This is a genomic window from Amycolatopsis panacis (assembly GCF_003600245.1).
Taxonomy (GTDB): domain Bacteria; phylum Actinomycetota; class Actinomycetes; order Mycobacteriales; family Pseudonocardiaceae; genus Amycolatopsis; species Amycolatopsis sulphurea.
Genome location: NZ_QZFV01000152.1, coordinates 1 through 14,871, shown reverse-complemented (window position 1 = coordinate 14,871; position 14,871 = coordinate 1). Strand labels below are relative to the sequence as shown.

The 14,871-nt window shown below is 65.4% G+C and carries 13 protein-coding genes; 3 read left to right on the top strand and 10 right to left on the bottom strand.

What is annotated here, in order from left to right:
• A partial coding sequence (locus tag D5S19_RS30875) for an IS30 family transposase (RefSeq protein WP_120026874.1) occupies positions 1-640 on the top strand: 640 nt, incomplete at its 5' end.
• A gap of 351 nt (positions 641-991) precedes the next feature.
• Here D5S19_RS30875 and D5S19_RS30870 read toward each other — a convergent pair.
• Positions 992-1,174: a hypothetical protein gene (locus D5S19_RS30870; protein ID WP_120026871.1), complete on the bottom strand. Its 183-nt coding sequence runs from the start codon at positions 1,172-1,174 to the stop codon at positions 992-994.
• A 349-nt stretch (positions 1,175-1,523) separates the two neighbouring features.
• On the opposite strand from D5S19_RS30870, the gene D5S19_RS30865 reads away from it, so the two are divergent.
• The gene (locus tag D5S19_RS30865) at positions 1,524-1,730 is read left to right on the top strand and encodes a hypothetical protein (protein ID WP_120026870.1); all 207 of its coding nucleotides are present in this window, start codon (positions 1,524-1,526) and stop codon (positions 1,728-1,730) included.
• Positions 1,731-1,997: 267 nt separating this feature from the next.
• Here D5S19_RS30865 and D5S19_RS30860 read toward each other — a convergent pair whose 3' ends face one another.
• The 9 genes from D5S19_RS30860 to D5S19_RS30820 all read right to left on the bottom strand — a co-directional run bounded on the left by D5S19_RS30860 (position 1,998) and on the right by D5S19_RS30820 (position 13,163).
• On the bottom strand, positions 1,998-2,762 hold the full coding sequence (locus tag D5S19_RS30860) for an SGNH/GDSL hydrolase family protein (protein ID WP_120026869.1): 765 nt from the start codon (positions 2,760-2,762) through the stop codon (positions 1,998-2,000).
• 306 nt (positions 2,763-3,068) lie between these two features.
• Positions 3,069-5,135 carry an AbfB domain-containing protein gene (locus D5S19_RS30855; RefSeq protein ID WP_120026868.1) on the bottom strand — a complete coding sequence of 689 codons (2,067 nt, stop codon included), beginning with the start codon at positions 5,133-5,135 and terminating at the stop codon, positions 3,069-3,071.
• A gap of 11 nt (positions 5,136-5,146) precedes the next feature.
• Positions 5,147-5,551 carry a phosphoribosylaminoimidazole synthetase gene (locus tag D5S19_RS30850; RefSeq protein WP_120026867.1) on the bottom strand — a complete coding sequence of 135 codons (405 nt, stop codon included), beginning with the start codon at positions 5,549-5,551 and terminating at the stop codon, positions 5,147-5,149.
• A gap of 96 nt (positions 5,552-5,647) precedes the next feature.
• Entirely contained in the window at positions 5,648-5,941 is a 294-nt protein-coding gene (locus D5S19_RS30845) for a hypothetical protein (protein WP_120026866.1), read from the bottom strand.
• Positions 5,942-6,115: 174 nt separating this feature from the next.
• Positions 6,116-6,376 carry a hypothetical protein gene (locus D5S19_RS30840; RefSeq protein ID WP_120026865.1) on the bottom strand — a complete coding sequence of 87 codons (261 nt, stop codon included), beginning with the start codon at positions 6,374-6,376 and terminating at the stop codon, positions 6,116-6,118.
• 382 nt (positions 6,377-6,758) lie between these two features.
• Positions 6,759-7,154: a hypothetical protein gene (locus D5S19_RS30835; protein WP_120026864.1), complete on the bottom strand. Its 396-nt coding sequence runs from the start codon at positions 7,152-7,154 to the stop codon at positions 6,759-6,761.
• A gap of 416 nt (positions 7,155-7,570) precedes the next feature.
• Positions 7,571-7,951, bottom strand: coding sequence for a CPCC family cysteine-rich protein (locus D5S19_RS30830; protein ID WP_120026863.1), 381 nt, complete (start codon positions 7,949-7,951; stop codon positions 7,571-7,573).
• Positions 7,948-11,808 (bottom strand): polymorphic toxin-type HINT domain-containing protein, encoded by a 3,861-nt coding sequence (locus D5S19_RS30825; protein WP_147397536.1) that lies wholly within the window; start codon positions 11,806-11,808, stop codon positions 7,948-7,950. The genes D5S19_RS30830 and D5S19_RS30825 overlap by 4 nt, the downstream gene beginning before the upstream one ends.
• A 299-nt stretch (positions 11,809-12,107) precedes the next feature.
• Positions 12,108-13,163 (bottom strand): hypothetical protein, encoded by a 1,056-nt coding sequence (locus tag D5S19_RS30820; protein ID WP_233574273.1) that lies wholly within the window; start codon positions 13,161-13,163, stop codon positions 12,108-12,110.
• A gap of 281 nt (positions 13,164-13,444) precedes the next feature.
• On the opposite strand from D5S19_RS30820, the gene D5S19_RS30815 reads away from it, so the two are divergent.
• Positions 13,445-14,650 (top strand): glycosyltransferase, encoded by a 1,206-nt coding sequence (locus D5S19_RS30815; protein WP_199730799.1) that lies wholly within the window; start codon positions 13,445-13,447, stop codon positions 14,648-14,650.
• Positions 14,651-14,871 lie beyond the last annotated feature (221 nt).

The following is a 14,871-nucleotide window of genomic DNA, read 5'->3' as shown; positions in this document are numbered from 1 at the left end:
TGAAGGTTTGCAAGCACGTGGCGAGCTCCGCACCCAGCTGACGATTGCCTTGCGTCAGGGCCGGACCCGTCGGGTCAACCGGTCCCGCGCGACCTCAACCAGGGGGAAGATCCTCGACATGGTGAACATCAGCGAGCGCCCCAAGGAGGCCGACGACCGTGCGGTGCCCGGATTTTGGGAGGGTGACCTCATTATCGGCAAGGGGAACAAATCCCAGATCGCCACACTGGTCGAGCGCACCACAAGGTTCGTCATGCTCGTACGAATCCCGTATGACCGCAATGCTGAACGGGTCGCGGCGCTACTGGCCAGGAAAATGCAGACCCTTCCAGAATTCATGCGGAACAGTGTGACCTGGGACCAAGGGAAAGAAATGGCTCGGCACGCGGACTTCACGATCCGGACTGGGATGCCGGTCTATTTCTGCGACCCCCACTCGCCGTGGCAGCGCGGTAGCAACGAGAATACCAACGGGCTACTCCGCCAGTATTTTCCGAAGGGCACAGACTTGTCCTTGCACACTCAGGCGGAACTTGATAAAGTAGCGACACGGTTGAACGGTAGGCCGCGTGAGACCCTGAACTGGCGTAAGCCAATTGAAGTTTTCAGCGATCTGCTGGCGAGCCATGTGTCGCCATGATCATTTGATTCCGCCAAGTAACGCCGAAATATCTGCCCTCCGCGCAGCCATAGAACGAGTCGTCTCACACTTCAAAAACTGGCGAATACTTCACACCGACTACCGCCGCCCCTACTCCACCTACCGCGACGCCTACGACGCCACGCGCGGACTGTTCTTCTTCTCAATAGCCTGGGGTTTTGAATAACGCTCACCGTAAGGCCACGATTGAAAATTGCCATACCGTACACACGGTAGGCGACTCCGACGGAAACCCGAAACTTCGTGGAGTCCGTAAAATAGAGACCATGCGCCGGTTCACCCATCCCTTCCCCACGATTATACAAACATTTTATGATCACAGGTAACCCTCTAGCCGTCTTTGAATTCGAAGTCATCCACAGCGCCGCTAATCCTGTTCCGGAGGTAATGAATTTTGACTCCGTTCACTTCCATTTTCATCTTCACCCAGCCTTCGGCGTCCGGCGACCGGCTGTCCATCATCTTGATCATGAGTTCATTTCCTTCGTGCGGCGCGAACCGCGCCTCTTCCATGGCGAACTCCTCGTTGACGCTTTTCGGACTGTAACGTCCTGCATGTCCCCTGCCCAGCGGCTCCGCGATACAACCGCCCGGTCTCGCGGCCGCTACGGACCATCGTGCGGCCGCGAGCGCGGCTGGACAAGGGGGAGTTTGGTGGCGCACGAAATGAAATGGTGATAGATGCCGCTCTGGCCTGGGATGATGTTGGTTGCGAAGATAACAGTCATCTTGGTTGAGAGGGCACCTATCGGGTGAGTAGTTTACGTGGTGGTCGGCGGAAGTGTCCGCGGGTGCGGGTCGGCGTGGCGGATCCGTCGTTGACGGCGGTGTCGGGGGTTCGGGGCCGGGGAACTGCTTGTGGGTGCGGCTTCGGGCCGATGCCGGGTATTTCGATGGGAAACTCGCCCGGGTGGCGTTCCTGGAAGGCGTCGAGTTCGCGATCGGCGCGAAACGTATCGCGCCGCTGTGGCGGCTGCTCTCAGGTCTGTCCAAACAGGATTGGACCGACGCGATCGGCATGGACGGGGCGCGGGTCGCCGTGGCGTCCTATCCGTGGATGTCCGCGTGAGCCGCCCAGCGCCGACGCCCTCGTTCAACGATCACCCGGGCATGCAACGACCCCCGAGGCCCGGTCGAATCAAGGCGGCAACCCGTTCCCTGCCGCAGATGACCCATGCCTGCTCAGCCGCTCACGCGACCCGGTTCGCCCCGGAACGACCCGCGCCATGATCCACTGAGCCTCCGGCTCGCGGTTCGACGATCATCCGGGCAGGCGTTCGCCCCACCGGCCCGGGTGATCAGAGAGCCGGACACTCGGCCGGGAAGGTGCCGTGACTCAGCAGATGCTGCCGATGCTGGAGGTCCAGCCCCACCACATGCCGTACTCGGCGAGGTTCCCGGCGTCGTTGAGGTGGATGCCGTCGGCGTTCCACGGGCTGGGGTTCGGCAGGTTCGCCGAGCCGGCGGGCGGGATGTACTGGCGCAGGTCGACCAGTGCGGTGCCCTTGGCGACCGCGGTCTGGTGGATCACCGAGGCGTACTGGTCCCAGGTGTAGCGCAGGACCGAGCCGCCGTAGGGGTTCGGGGTCCACTTCAGCTCGGCATAGATGGACATCAGGATGTCCACCCCGGGCCGCGCGGCGCGGATGCCGTCGATCACCTTCTCCAGATCAGCCCGGAATTTCGCGGGGTCGGCCTGCGAGATCAGCTCGTTGCCGCCGAGGTCGACGAGGACCAGGTCCGGGGTGTGGGCCCTCAGGTCGGCGAGCGCGCCGGTGGTGTCCGCCCAGCGGCCGCCGGGCAGGTAGTCGGCGGCGAGCGCGCCGTTGTGCGAGTGGTTGCGGGTTTCGGTGCCCCATTCCGCGTGCAGATCGTTGGCGAATTTCGTGGTCCACCCGTAGGTGGTGGGCGCGTAGGTGTCGGTGGCGGACCGGTAATCGGTGGTGGCGTAGCCGGTGTCGGCCGAGGTGCCGAGGATGGCGACCGAGTCCTTGCGGGAGCACCAGGTGCGCTCCTGCGCGGCGTCCGCGCCGACCGTCGTGCACATACCGAGGCCGAGGGCCAGGAGCGTCACGAGCGCGACGAATCGGGCTTTTCGCATGGCGGGGGACCTTTCGAGCACACCGGGGATCCGGCGAGTCAGGAATCGGGGACCGGAGGTCTCCGGTGGGTGGTTCGTCGACGTGAGGAACCCGAACACCGGAGGCCTTGCGGACACTTTAGCGTGACAGGTCGAGGTGATCTGACCGACGCCGAGCAGACGGTGCCGTGGTCCGCACCGGGGCGCCGTGGCGTGAAGTTCCCGCTCTGCATGGGCTCGTCGGCGACGTACGCGCTCTACACCGAACGTAGGAACCGGGGCCGCCTCGCGTGTGGGCAGGGTGGCCCCGGCTCCTGTGCCACCGGGTCAGTTCCGGTAGTCCCGGGTCTGGCCGGTCGCCGGGTCGTGGTCGATGATGCCGTGCTGGAAGGTGCTGCGGCGCAGATTCCCGGCCTGGGTTTCGTCGGTGGCGGGGAAGCCGAGGTAGGAGCGTTCCCAGCCGAGTTGCGCGTAGCGGTCGCGGATCGCGCCGTAGATCAGGTGCGCGCCGGTGGCGGGTGACCAGTAGATCGAGCCGCCGTCCTGCACGTGGGTGAAGCTGCCCTCGACATTCGGTGTCGGGGTGGTGTCGGTGATCGGCAGGTGCCAACGGTACTCGCCGATGCTCTGGTACTTCTCCAGCGCAGGGCCGGTGACCGCGTGCGCTCCCGTCGCGGCGCTCCAGTACATCCGGCCGCCGGTGTAGTCGCGGTAGCGGACCCCGCCGCCGACCGCGTCGTACACCTCGGGCTTGGTCGGAGCACCCAGCTTGGCCCGGAGGGCGTCGTCGTTCTTCCAGCGCAGCGTGATCGGCGTGGTCACCTCGGGATCCGGGTCGGCCACCGACCAGGTGGTGTCCTCATTGAACAGCCAGCTGGCGTTGTAGGTGCCGCTGTCGGTACTGACGGCGGCATACACCTGGCCGCCCCAGTGACGCAGGAAGTGGCCACGGTGGGAGTAGGACTCCAGCGACACACCAGAACCCGACTTGCCCGGGCTGGAGCACCACGTTGCGTCGTTCTTGAACGGTGTACCACCGTCATTGGCGGCGAGCTTCACAATGTCGCCGTCGGCGCGCAGGTAACTACCCTCGAATTGGGTGGACTCCAGCGAAAAGCAATTCGGGTCGGCCAAGCCGTCCTTGATCGTCCAGGTCGCGCCGGTCAGCTTCGCTGTGCTCTGGTTTCCGGGCTCGCCCCGGATGATGTAAGTGCTGCCACCGTTGCTGGCGACATATGCGCCACGGACACCGAGGGTGGTCGCTTCCAGCGACTGCGTCGGCACGGCATACCGGCCGGTCTGCAGGAAGACCTCCACGTCGTGGTCGGAGCCGGCAAGCGCGGCCGCCGCAGCAGCGACCAGGCGGGGCCGCATTCCACCATTCTCGGCGCGAGCCTTGATCTCCCGGGCGACCCGCCGATTCTCCGCGGCCTTCTTTTCGTTCTCTATCACGACATCGCGATCACGCGCAGCATAAATGCCGGTGGCCAGGAAAGCTTTCCAATCCGCCGCAACCGCACTGTTCAACGCGGCCTGAGCGGCAATGGCGATCTGGGCGCCCGGGGTGGCTTTGTCGAGAATCTTGCGGATGAAGAAGTCGTCGGCCAGGTCAAGCATCGAGTCGGTCGTCTGCAATCCGACGACGGTGGCCGCGTTCTGCCGGGCGCCCCGTGCCGTCAACCGTGCTTTCTCCGCCTCATCACGGTCTCTGTCGGCGTTGATCGCGTCCGTCTGGTCCTGCCGCTTCGCCGCGAGCAGACCGTTGGCAAGGAAGACTTTCTGCTCAGCCTCCGATGCCCCGTAGGCCGCGAGCGCCGCCGCCTTGACCTTCGGATAGCCGGTCACGAAATGCCACAACTCGTAAATGAAGTCCCGGTAACCCAGATCGAGCTGCTGATCAGTGACCGGCATCGCGACGAGCGCGGCAGCACGCTGCTTCAACCGGCGCGCCTGGTCTCGCTCCAACTGCCCGCGCACATAGTTGTCCCGATCACGCCCGGCCAACTCGGTCGCCCCGGACCGGATGAACAACGTCGACGCAGGATCCCCGTCCCGGAATGCCTGCAACGCGCCTTCTTTCACCAGCGGGAATCGCACCGGGTCGGCGGTGTCGAAAATCTTGAAGACGAAATCGTGGTCACGCAGGACGAGCCAGCCTCTGTCGATGTCCAGCCCCAACGACCGGACTACCTCCACCTTCTCCTCCGGAGTCGTCTCCGGCACCCGGGTCGCCGGCGGAACAGCCGGGTCGGCAGGCGCCTCGGCCAACGCCCTCACCGACGGCACCGCCGGTGCGATATCAGCCGAAACCGGCGGGGTCGCCAACCCCGTCACCACAGCCGTAGCAGCAACGATGACCAGCACCCGGCCGGACAAGCCGGGTCTCTTGCCCATTGCAGACACTCTCATTCCCCTCTGAATTCCTCATGCCGTGCCCCGACCTGAGCGGCGAACACAGTCAAAGCCTCAACCTCACGCTCGATCAACGCGTCCGCGTGTCCGGGATCATCGACAAGCTCGGGATAACCCCAGATCGCCTGTGTCCACGACTCGCCCTCATCCCGCGTCGCAAAACGCCATTTGGCGGGCAGCCCTCCGTCCACCACCTCGAACAGCTCAATCGGATACCAATTCGGCCGTTCAGTCTCGCCCCTGATCAATGCGGTCAGTCCACGATTGAACATCGACATGCCATATACCGGATACTTCGTTCCGACCTTCACCTCAAACCGCGTTTGATCGCCAAAGTGCAGGCCATGTTCCAGCAAGCCGATCTGTTCACCCGTATTGAAGATGCAGCGGACGATCATTTTTAACCCACCGAGGACTTTTGATGATCTAGAATAACTAACAACTCGCTCGACTCGCCAAGGTAGACACCATTTCCGTCGCCGAAACAGTGGTTATCAGTCCCCGTAGATCCACAGGTATCCACGATCCCGCTCAATCGACTCGAACAGTGCTTGCAGATGCGCTACGGCGGCTGCCAGTTTCGGTTGCCGCCCGACGATCTCCTCGAGTTCAGCGCCGACTCTGCGCAGCTGCACGGTGTTGAACATCGTGTCGGCATGGAACTCCACAGTGTAGAGCAAACTAGCCGGGCGCGCGTAGTCGAGTACCTCGGTCAGGTACTGCCCAGTCGAGTCGTCGAGATAAACTTGATCGTGAATCTGGTTCCGCCGGTAAACGGAAAGCCCCATGGTCCTACCCTTCCGCTCAGGTCAGCACTTGAATCGGCATTTCTTCGACGGAGGCAGTTGTGGCCCCGTTCTCTACCGTCACGTCGACCAGATCCTCCCAGTCAAAGATTCTTTCTTCATTGTCGCACCACCCACCCAGCAAGTACGATCCCTCACTAGTCCGCTACAGAAAATTTATTCCTCGGCGACTTCTTTGCGGTATGCCGCGACCTGAGCCGCAAAGACGGCTGCAGCCGGCGCTTCGCGTTCCACCAGATCTTCATTGTAGGAAGGATCGTCGACAAGCTCGGGATACCCCCAGATCGCCTGAAGACCTGTCTCACCCTCATCCCGCGTCGCAAACCGCCAGTTGGCAGGCAGTGCCCCGTCCACAACCTCGAACAACTCGATAGGAAACCAGTTCGCCAGGCCGGTATCAGATTCAAGCAGCACCACCAGACCGAGCTTAAAGATCCCCATTCCGTAAACGCGATATGTTGCCCCAACCGAAATCGGAAACTTTGATGAGCTAGTATAGATCAGACCGCGCTTCGGTTCACCAAGTTCCGCGCCACGATTAAATAAACATTTAACAAACAAAATTAACCCCTTTAGCTATGAGTTGTGACCGCGCTACACGCCGGGACATCGACCAGCTCCTCCCATAACAATAGCGCCTTCACCGTCGCCACCACCGTCAAGCGAACTGGAACCCCTACTCCGTTGCAAAATGTCTCACTCCGCGGCAGCTTCTTTTCGATATGCCGCAACCTGGGCAGCAAAAAGACTCAAGGCTGATTTCTCACACTCAATCAACGCGTCCTTGTGTCCAGGATCCTCAACAAGCTCGGGATAACCCCAAACCGCCTGCGTCCACCGCATCCCGGAATGCCTGCAGCGCGCCTTTTTTCACCAGCGGGAACCGCGCCGGGTCGGCAATGTCGAAAATCTTGAAGACGAAATCGTGGTCACGCAGGCCGAGCCAGCCGTCGTCGATGTCCAGCCCCAACGACCGGACTACCTCCACCTTCTCCTCCGGAGTCGTCTCCGGCACCCGGGTCGCCGGCGGAACAGCCGGGTCGGCAGGCGCCTCGGCCAACGCCCTCACCGACGGCATCGACGGCACCGCCGGTGCCGTATCGGCCGAAACCGGCGGGGTCGCCAACCCTGTCACCACAGCCGTAGCAGCGATGGTGACCAGCACCCGGCCGGACAAGCCGGGTCTCTTGCTCATTGCGGACACTCTCATTCCCCTCTGGATTCCTCATGCTGTGCCTCGATCTGAGCGGCGAACACAGTAATTTTATCGCCGAAGTGAAGGCTATGTTCCGATCAACCGAGCTGTTCACGCCGTATTGTATATGCAGCGGACGATCATTCTTTTACCCCCGTCGAAAATTTGAGAACTGAAGTCATCGAGAGCACCAGTGATCACGTTCCAAAAATCGTGAGCAACCTCAAGCTATGACCACCCACAAACCCGGCGCGACAACTGTGATCCTGTCAGATCGCCCATCGGATCGCCCATGCGTTCAACACCCAAGGTGGCCGGAGTGCCACTGGCCGAAATCCCCGTATTCCCCCAGAAGTAATCAGCTCGGCGGCACCGGATCGCATCAACCCATCCTCTTCTCACCAAGCCGGATATCGTCATTCCTCTTCGGGCTCACCATGGCAGCGGCTAGTCTCATCGCCTGATCCTCGTTTCCAGTAGCCGGATCGCCACCAGTACAAGGTCGTCCGATCATCAGGCCAAGGCCCGCGCAACACTTCATCCTCATCGAAGCCATCTCTCCGCAGATCGATCGGCCGCCAGTGCGGCTCCCTCCGATAGAGACATCCGGCACTCGTCACCGTGACCGCAAGTTGCGCTTCAACCAGAGAACTCCGGTTCGCGCCAGGCGCGTACGTCGGCCACCGGAGCTGCACCAGATCATCCTCCCAGTCGCAGACGGGGCAGATGGCGTACGAACCAGGCGGTTCGCCGTGGACCAGATATCCGCAGCACGGACAGGGATACTCGAGGTTCATGAAATCAGTATTCCAGGTTGCGCCTCGAAATACCCTGGGGGCGCTTTGAAGAAGGTGACGATGCCCTTCGTTCCGGTCACGGCGAACTCATCGGTCGCCGGGTCGAAGTAGAACTTTGTGGTGCCTTGCTGCTTGACCTTGACACCAGACCGGCGACCATCACAGGTACACGTGAGGTCAGCCGCCGCCTCCCGGTACTCGATCTGGCTCTCGTAACCCATCTCCGCCCCGTGCTTGGCGAAGTGGACATCCAGATTGCGAGCACTCGACCAGCCATCGGCACCGCAGCCGGCGTTGTGTACCAGAACGTCTTCGCTTCCAGCGCTGACGTAGTAGGTGTGCACGGATGCGACGGTCAGATTGTAGACAGGTGTGCTCTCGTCCCAGGTCTCGACGGCACGGACCGCATGCACGGCGCCGGTAGAGTCAGTGAGAAGGTCGCCAACTCGGACGAGCCCGGCATCGACCCAGCCACCTCTGGCTTCCAGCCAAATGGGGTGCGCAGCGGTAACCCGGATGTTTCCACTGTCGATCGTGATCTTCACCAGATGCTTGAGGCCGCTCCCGGTGATCACTGCGTCGACCGCGCGGACGGAAGTTATGTGCGTTTTCGGGTCCGTCGCGGTCACCAGTGCCCCGGGCCGGACGTCCTTGATCGGCCGATGTGTGTTGTCCGCCATCAGCACCGAAGTGTCCGGTACGAAGCTATTGCACGGGATCTTCGCCTCGCTGAGGATCTGCTTCATGCCGTCGAACAGCTTCCGGCTTGCGGCCGCCCCGTCGAGGAAGGTGGTCAGGCCGCCAGTGATCTTCGCGATGGCAGAACTGACGGCCGGCAGTTTGGCGATGACGGTAATCAAGGAGCCGGCATCGACGACCGTCCAGAGGCAACTGACGATGTCACCTTCGCCGAAACACCGTTTGGCGTCATTGACCCCGATCAGGTCGAGCAGAACATCGGCACCGTTTTCCTTGATATAGTCAAGAATTCCCTTGTTAGCCTTGGCGAGCGCGTCCTTGTACTCTTGGACAAGTTCCGGGCCGCCTTCGTTGAAGAGTGCGTCCTCGTCTTCTGCGCTGAGCTGCGGTTCGCTCGGTCCGCCCGCTTGCTGGGCCCGCTTGGCTCGTTCAACTGCTTGACGTTTCCGTTCCGCCTGTTCGGCCCTGTCGGCTGCGTGGCCTGCGTCGATGGCGTGCTGCAATGCGTCACGCGCGGCTTGGGCGGTGTTGTTCGCGTGGGTTTGGGCTTCAGCCGCGGCCTTTTCCGCAGCAGTAGCGTCGGATTCGGCGCGGCTGGCCGCACCGCGGGCGGCGGCAGCGTCGGATTCTGCGCGGTTGGCGGCAGCACGCGCGGCGGCTGCCTCGCGTTCAGCAGCGGAGGCTGCCTTCCCGGCGATGGCGGCGTCGTTGTTGGCGGCGTTGGCCGCGGCACGGGCTTTGACCGCGTCGGCGCGGGCTTGGGCGTCCGCGTCGTGGGAGCGTGTGGCGGCGGCACGAGCCGCAGCACCGTCGACTGCGGCATCGGCGGCGGCCTTCTGGGCTTCCGCCGCCGACTTTGCCGCAGCGGCCGAGGAGTGTGCCGCGGCGGCCGAGGCATCGAACGCGGGTTTCACCTCGCCCGCTGCCCGGTCGGCAGCGGCCTGGGCGCGTTGTGCGGCGTCGAGGGCTTCGGTCGCGCGTTGCTGCGCGGCAGCGGCCTGTTCGGCGCCGACGGCTTTGGCCTGGTTCGCAACCAGCACGACGAAGTCGGCGTCGAGGTCACCGCCGCTGAACGGGGCCGCCACGATGATCGCGGTGTTCGCAGGATCAGTGATCGCCGCTGAGGAGTTCTTCGCCGCCGACGCGGCCTGCACCGCCAACCCGGCCTGGGTGGCGGCAGACACGGATTCGGCTGCTGCTGCGTCGGCTTCGGCTTTGGTGCGCTCCGCCGAGCGTGCGGCCTGGATCGCTTCGTCTGACGCACGTTCTGCGAGTGCCACAGCGTTACGGGCGGCCTCGGCTGCTTGTGCTTCGGAGAAGGTGGCGTCCGAGGCGGCAGCGTCGGCCTTCAACCGGGCCGCGTGAGTCGCGGCGGCTTCGGACTCCGCCCGGTTCGCTGCCGCATTCGCCCGCGCCGCCGCTGCAGCCGCCTGCTGCGCCGCAGCCCGCGCCCGAGCGGCGTGCGCGCCGGCCTCGGTCGCCGCCGCGCGGGCACCCGCCGCCGCGCCGGTCGCAGTGTTCGCCGCACCCCGCGCGGCACCCGCGGCATTCCGCGCAACCACCGCCGCGCTGCGAGCCTCGTCCGCAGCGTCCTGCGCCGGCTTCTGATTCTGGCCGCCCCGAGCCGCTGCGGCCATCGAATCCATCGCCCCGGCGCGGGCCTCAGCCGCCCGCTGGTCGCGTTCGGCCTGATAGGCACGGTCGCGTGCATCCGCGGCGTTCCGTTCTTCACCACGCGCGCGGGTTTCCGCATCCGCGGCCCGCCCGTTTGCCGCGTCCGCGGCGCCACGGGCTCCGGCCGCGATCCCCGCTTGGCGGGTGGCCTCCGCGCGTGCGGAGTGCGCGACCGCGGCCTGCTGATCCGCGCGCGATCGTGCCGCTGCAGCCGCCGCACGCTCCCGCTCCGCCTTCTGGCGAGCAGCCGCCGCGTTCGCGGCTTCACGTTCGGCGGTGACCCGCGCGGCGCGGGTCCGTTCGGCCGCGGCCCAGGCTTGACCCTCAGCGGCCTCGGCCGCCTGACGGGCTGCCTTCGTCCGTGCTGCGGCGTCTTTCGCCGCATCCGCCTGCACTCGAGCCGCGTCGGACAGCTGTGCTGCGAGCTTCGCGTGCTCCTCGGCGTGCAGACGCCATTGGTGCGCTTCGGCGGCGTGCCGTTCGGCCTGTTCCTGGGCGTTGCGAGCCTGGTCGGTGAACGCCGTCGCGTCGATGGTGTGCGCCGCGGTCTCCGACGCACTCACCGCGGCCTGCGCGGCGTTGGCCAGACCCGTGGCCATCTGCGCCCACTGCACACCGTAGGTCAGGCCGGTCTCGACCAGAATGTTCGCCTGCACCTGTGCAGACGCCGACGCCCGCTGCGCGTCCTCCGCGGCCTGGCGGGCGTAGCCGAGCTGACGGGCGACCTCGTTCTTCTGGCGGTCGAACGCATCCGCCGGATGCTTCCCACCCGCGGTGTTCGCCGCCAGGATCTGCGCCGCCGTGCGTGCCTCGTTCCCGGCCGACACCAGCGCGTTCGACGCTTTCTCCAACGCGCGGACACCATTGCCGTGCGCCACCAGCAGATTCCGGCGCGCCTGCGTGGCCCGAGCGGACCGGCGCGCCAGATCAGACAGCTCCTCAGCCGCCTTGATCCGTGCCTCTTCGTCCTTGAGCTGCTGTTCCCGCGTGTCCGCGTCGGCCTTGGCCGCCACGAGATAGCCGGACTTCAGGAACTCCGTGATCGCCGTATCACCGGCGTCCAAAGCCGCCTGCGCGGCGCGCTGCACCGCCGGACCCGCTGCGGCGGTCAGCATGAGCACCCGGGCACGAGCCTGATCCCGTAGCTCCTGCTCGCCCCTGGCCACATCCGCGTCGCGCTGGTTCGCGATGTCCTTGCCGTAAGTCAGAAACACGCTGCGGTCAAACGCGCTGCCCGCAAGCACCCGCTCCACCTCAGCCTTGAGGTAAGGGCCACCCGTCCCCCGCAAGGCCCGCACCTCGGCCAGCTCACGACGCTCGACCTCAGCCTCACGAGCCCGCGCCCGTGCTAGAGCCTCCGCATTACCGTGGTCGAGGAACTCCATGATCGCCGCGCTACTACCCACGGCCAGTGCGGCCGCCGCCGCTTCACGAACCTCCGGCTCCTCGGCCAGCTCCGCGTTGTCCACCACAATCTGGCGCAATCGCGGATCACCTGGGTCCGGTACCCCGGCCGAACCATCCCACTCTCGATACGGATCCGAGGGCATCGGCCGTGCCGGGTCCTCCCCCGCCGGCTGATCCGCAGCGGCCACGGCCCGGCCTGGTACGGCCGTCGCGGCGCCCGGCTGGACCAAACCGGCCAGCACCGCGAACGCGACAAAGAGCAAGAAGAGTCTTCGGGCGTGTTTCAACGCAGTCCCTTCGGGATCGGGTGCGGCAAAGCGCACACCTGAAATACAGAAAAGTCGTGCTCAGCGCTCGTGAGTTTGGTGCGGCCGGTTCAGGCGGCGCGGACCCGCTGCTCGCCGTCTTCGGCCTGCTGCACCAACCCGGCCCAATACCGAGCCTGCTGCGCGGCCAGCGTGCTCTCATCGGCCCACGCGGCCTGGTTGTCCCGCGCCGGCCCGATGATCGCGGCCCAGTTCAGGCCGCTCGCCGCATTCGCCGCGGCCAGCACACTGGCCCAGTTCGCAGCCTGCTGGTCGGCCAGACGCTGAGCCTCACCCCAATACGATCGTGCCGGACCGGTCTGCTCGCCGACTGCCTGCCACGCCCGCACCGCCGTGGCCTTCGCCCGCTCGGCCAGATCTCCCGAGGCGTCCCGTGCGGCCTGTTCGGCCGCTGCCGCGTCACTCAGCAAACGGGAAAGCGCGGACCGCCAACGCATTTCGTTGTCGGCGCTGCGCCGACGGTGCGTATCCAGGTCCAGCGTCGCGCCGAAGGCCCATCCACCGGCGAAGAAATCGACGACATCGCTGTCGGTCGCGCCGAGCCGCACTGCATACGACGCGCTCACCCGCACCTGCTCACCGGGATCGTGGGCGGCAAGATCACGCACGAACTGCCGGTCGCGCTCGGCCAACGCCTTTGCCTGCTCACCGGTGGTCTCACGGGCGGTCCTGTCGCGCTGTTTGGCCGCCTCGAACCCGCCGTTCGCGAACTGCTCGCGGTCTGCGTCGCGAGGGCTGTTCATCGCCTTCTGCGCTTCGGCATGCACGGCCGGGGAAAATTCCGCCGGATACGTGGCCAGCACCCACTTCACGAAATCCGTATTACGAGCCTTCTTCTCCTCCGATAAACGCACCGCATACGCGTAACCAGAGTCCATGAACTGCCGGATCGCCGCCTCCGGCGACTTCGACAACACCGCCTGCCACGCCGCGATCCGCACGATCGACCGCGAATCGTTCATCGCCAGATACCGCACCCACGCCTTCTCCGCGGCGAAATCCTGAACATCGGCCGTTACGGCCACCGCCACCGGCGACGACCCGGCCATACCCAACGAGACCGCCACCGACAGGCAGACCGCAGACAGCACAATGCGCGCACGCATCCGTTTTCCCTCCCCTGGAACCGCGGGCCGAAACGCCCCACGCGGACAGAACAAAATTAGTGAAACCGCCCACCACGCACAAGCGAGATGATCATCACCAACCACCACGTAACGAACCGCCGAGCCGCAACGATCGTCGAAATCCGGGCGCCCCGGATCCGGCGGGCCGACGACGGTTCCGACTCCGGCGCAACGCACTCATCGATATCGGATCGCCCGGCTCACCCGACCGCGCGTAATCCGGCTGCGCGGTGCGCCCGGGATCTGGCAGGCTCACGGTCGTGAAGATCTTGTTCGCCACCGCGCCCGGGTACGGGCTGACCCTGCCGATCATCCCCCTGGTGTGGGCGGCCCGTGCGGCCGGGCACGAAGTCCTGCTCGCCACCGCCGCCGAGGTGGCCGAAGCCAGTGCACGCGCCGGGCTGCCGGTGTCCGATGTGTTCCCGCACCGGGACGTCTGGCAGGACCTGGTGGCCAGCGTCACCGGCGACGATACGGACGAGGCCGCCATGCCGGAGGAATACCGGCTGGCCCGCCGTGGAAACGGGCCGTTCGCGCTTTTTACCGCGACCATGACCGAAGGCACCATCGAGGCGGGCCGCGCGTTCGGCGCCGAGCTGGTGGTCACCACCTCCGACCACGCGACGGGCATACTCGCCGCGGCCGCGCTCGGCGTGCCGGTGCTCGAAGTGGGCAACCGGGTCTCCTGGTCGATGCGCGACATCGACTGGCGTAACGAAAACGGGCAGGACATGTCCGGTGAGGACCAAGTCACCCGCGTGATGCGGGAGAAACTCGGTATCGGCCAGGCCATCGCGCGCCCGATCGCCCGGATCGACCCGCGAGCGCCCAGCATGGGCGGGCTGCACCCGCAGGACGAGCATCCCGACGAACGCGACGGCGTGCCGTGGTGGCCCATGCAGTTCGTGCCCTACAACGGCGGCGCTGTGCTCCCGGAATGGGCGCTGTACCGACCGGAACGTCCGCGGATCGCGGTGACGCTCGGTACCGTGGTGCCGAGCGTGAACGGGGTCAGCAGCCTGGCCGCGGTGCTGGCGGGTCTCGGCGGGATGGACGTCGAAGTCGTGCTCGCCGCGGGCACCGCCGACCTGAGCGAATTGGGCGAACTGCCGGCGAACGTACGCTCAGTGGGCTTCCTGCCGCTGTCGGCGTTCCTGCCGTCCTGTTCGGCGATCGTGCATCACGGCGGTTCCGGCACCACCGCCGCGCCGCTGTTCTACGGTATCCCGCAATTGATCCTGCCCGGCTTCGCGGACAACCCGGTGTCCGCGCAACGCGTCGTCGACCGCGGGGTGGGCCTGTCCCACGACCCGGCCACCATCGACGCCGACACGGTGCGGTCCATGGTGCAGCGGTTGCTCACGGAGGACTCGTTCGGCAAGGCAGCCGCCGAAGTGCGCGCGGAGATGGCCGTCCAGCCGAGCCCGGCCAGCGTCCTGGCGCGCGCGGTCGAGGCGGTGCGGTAGGCCGACCGGCAAGGCTGTGAAGGGTCCCTTCACAGCCCCAGCGTCCAGGGTCCCGGCAAAGTTGGTCGAGGACCCGTGATCAGCAGAGAGAGCCGTGGCTGCCCGACCGGTTTCGGGTCCGTGAGGGTGCCCCTGACGGACTCAGAGTCCGTGAAGGGTCCCTTCACAGCCCTCCGCAGCTGCGCAGGGCCCTCCACACCGACTTTGCCGACGCCCTAGCC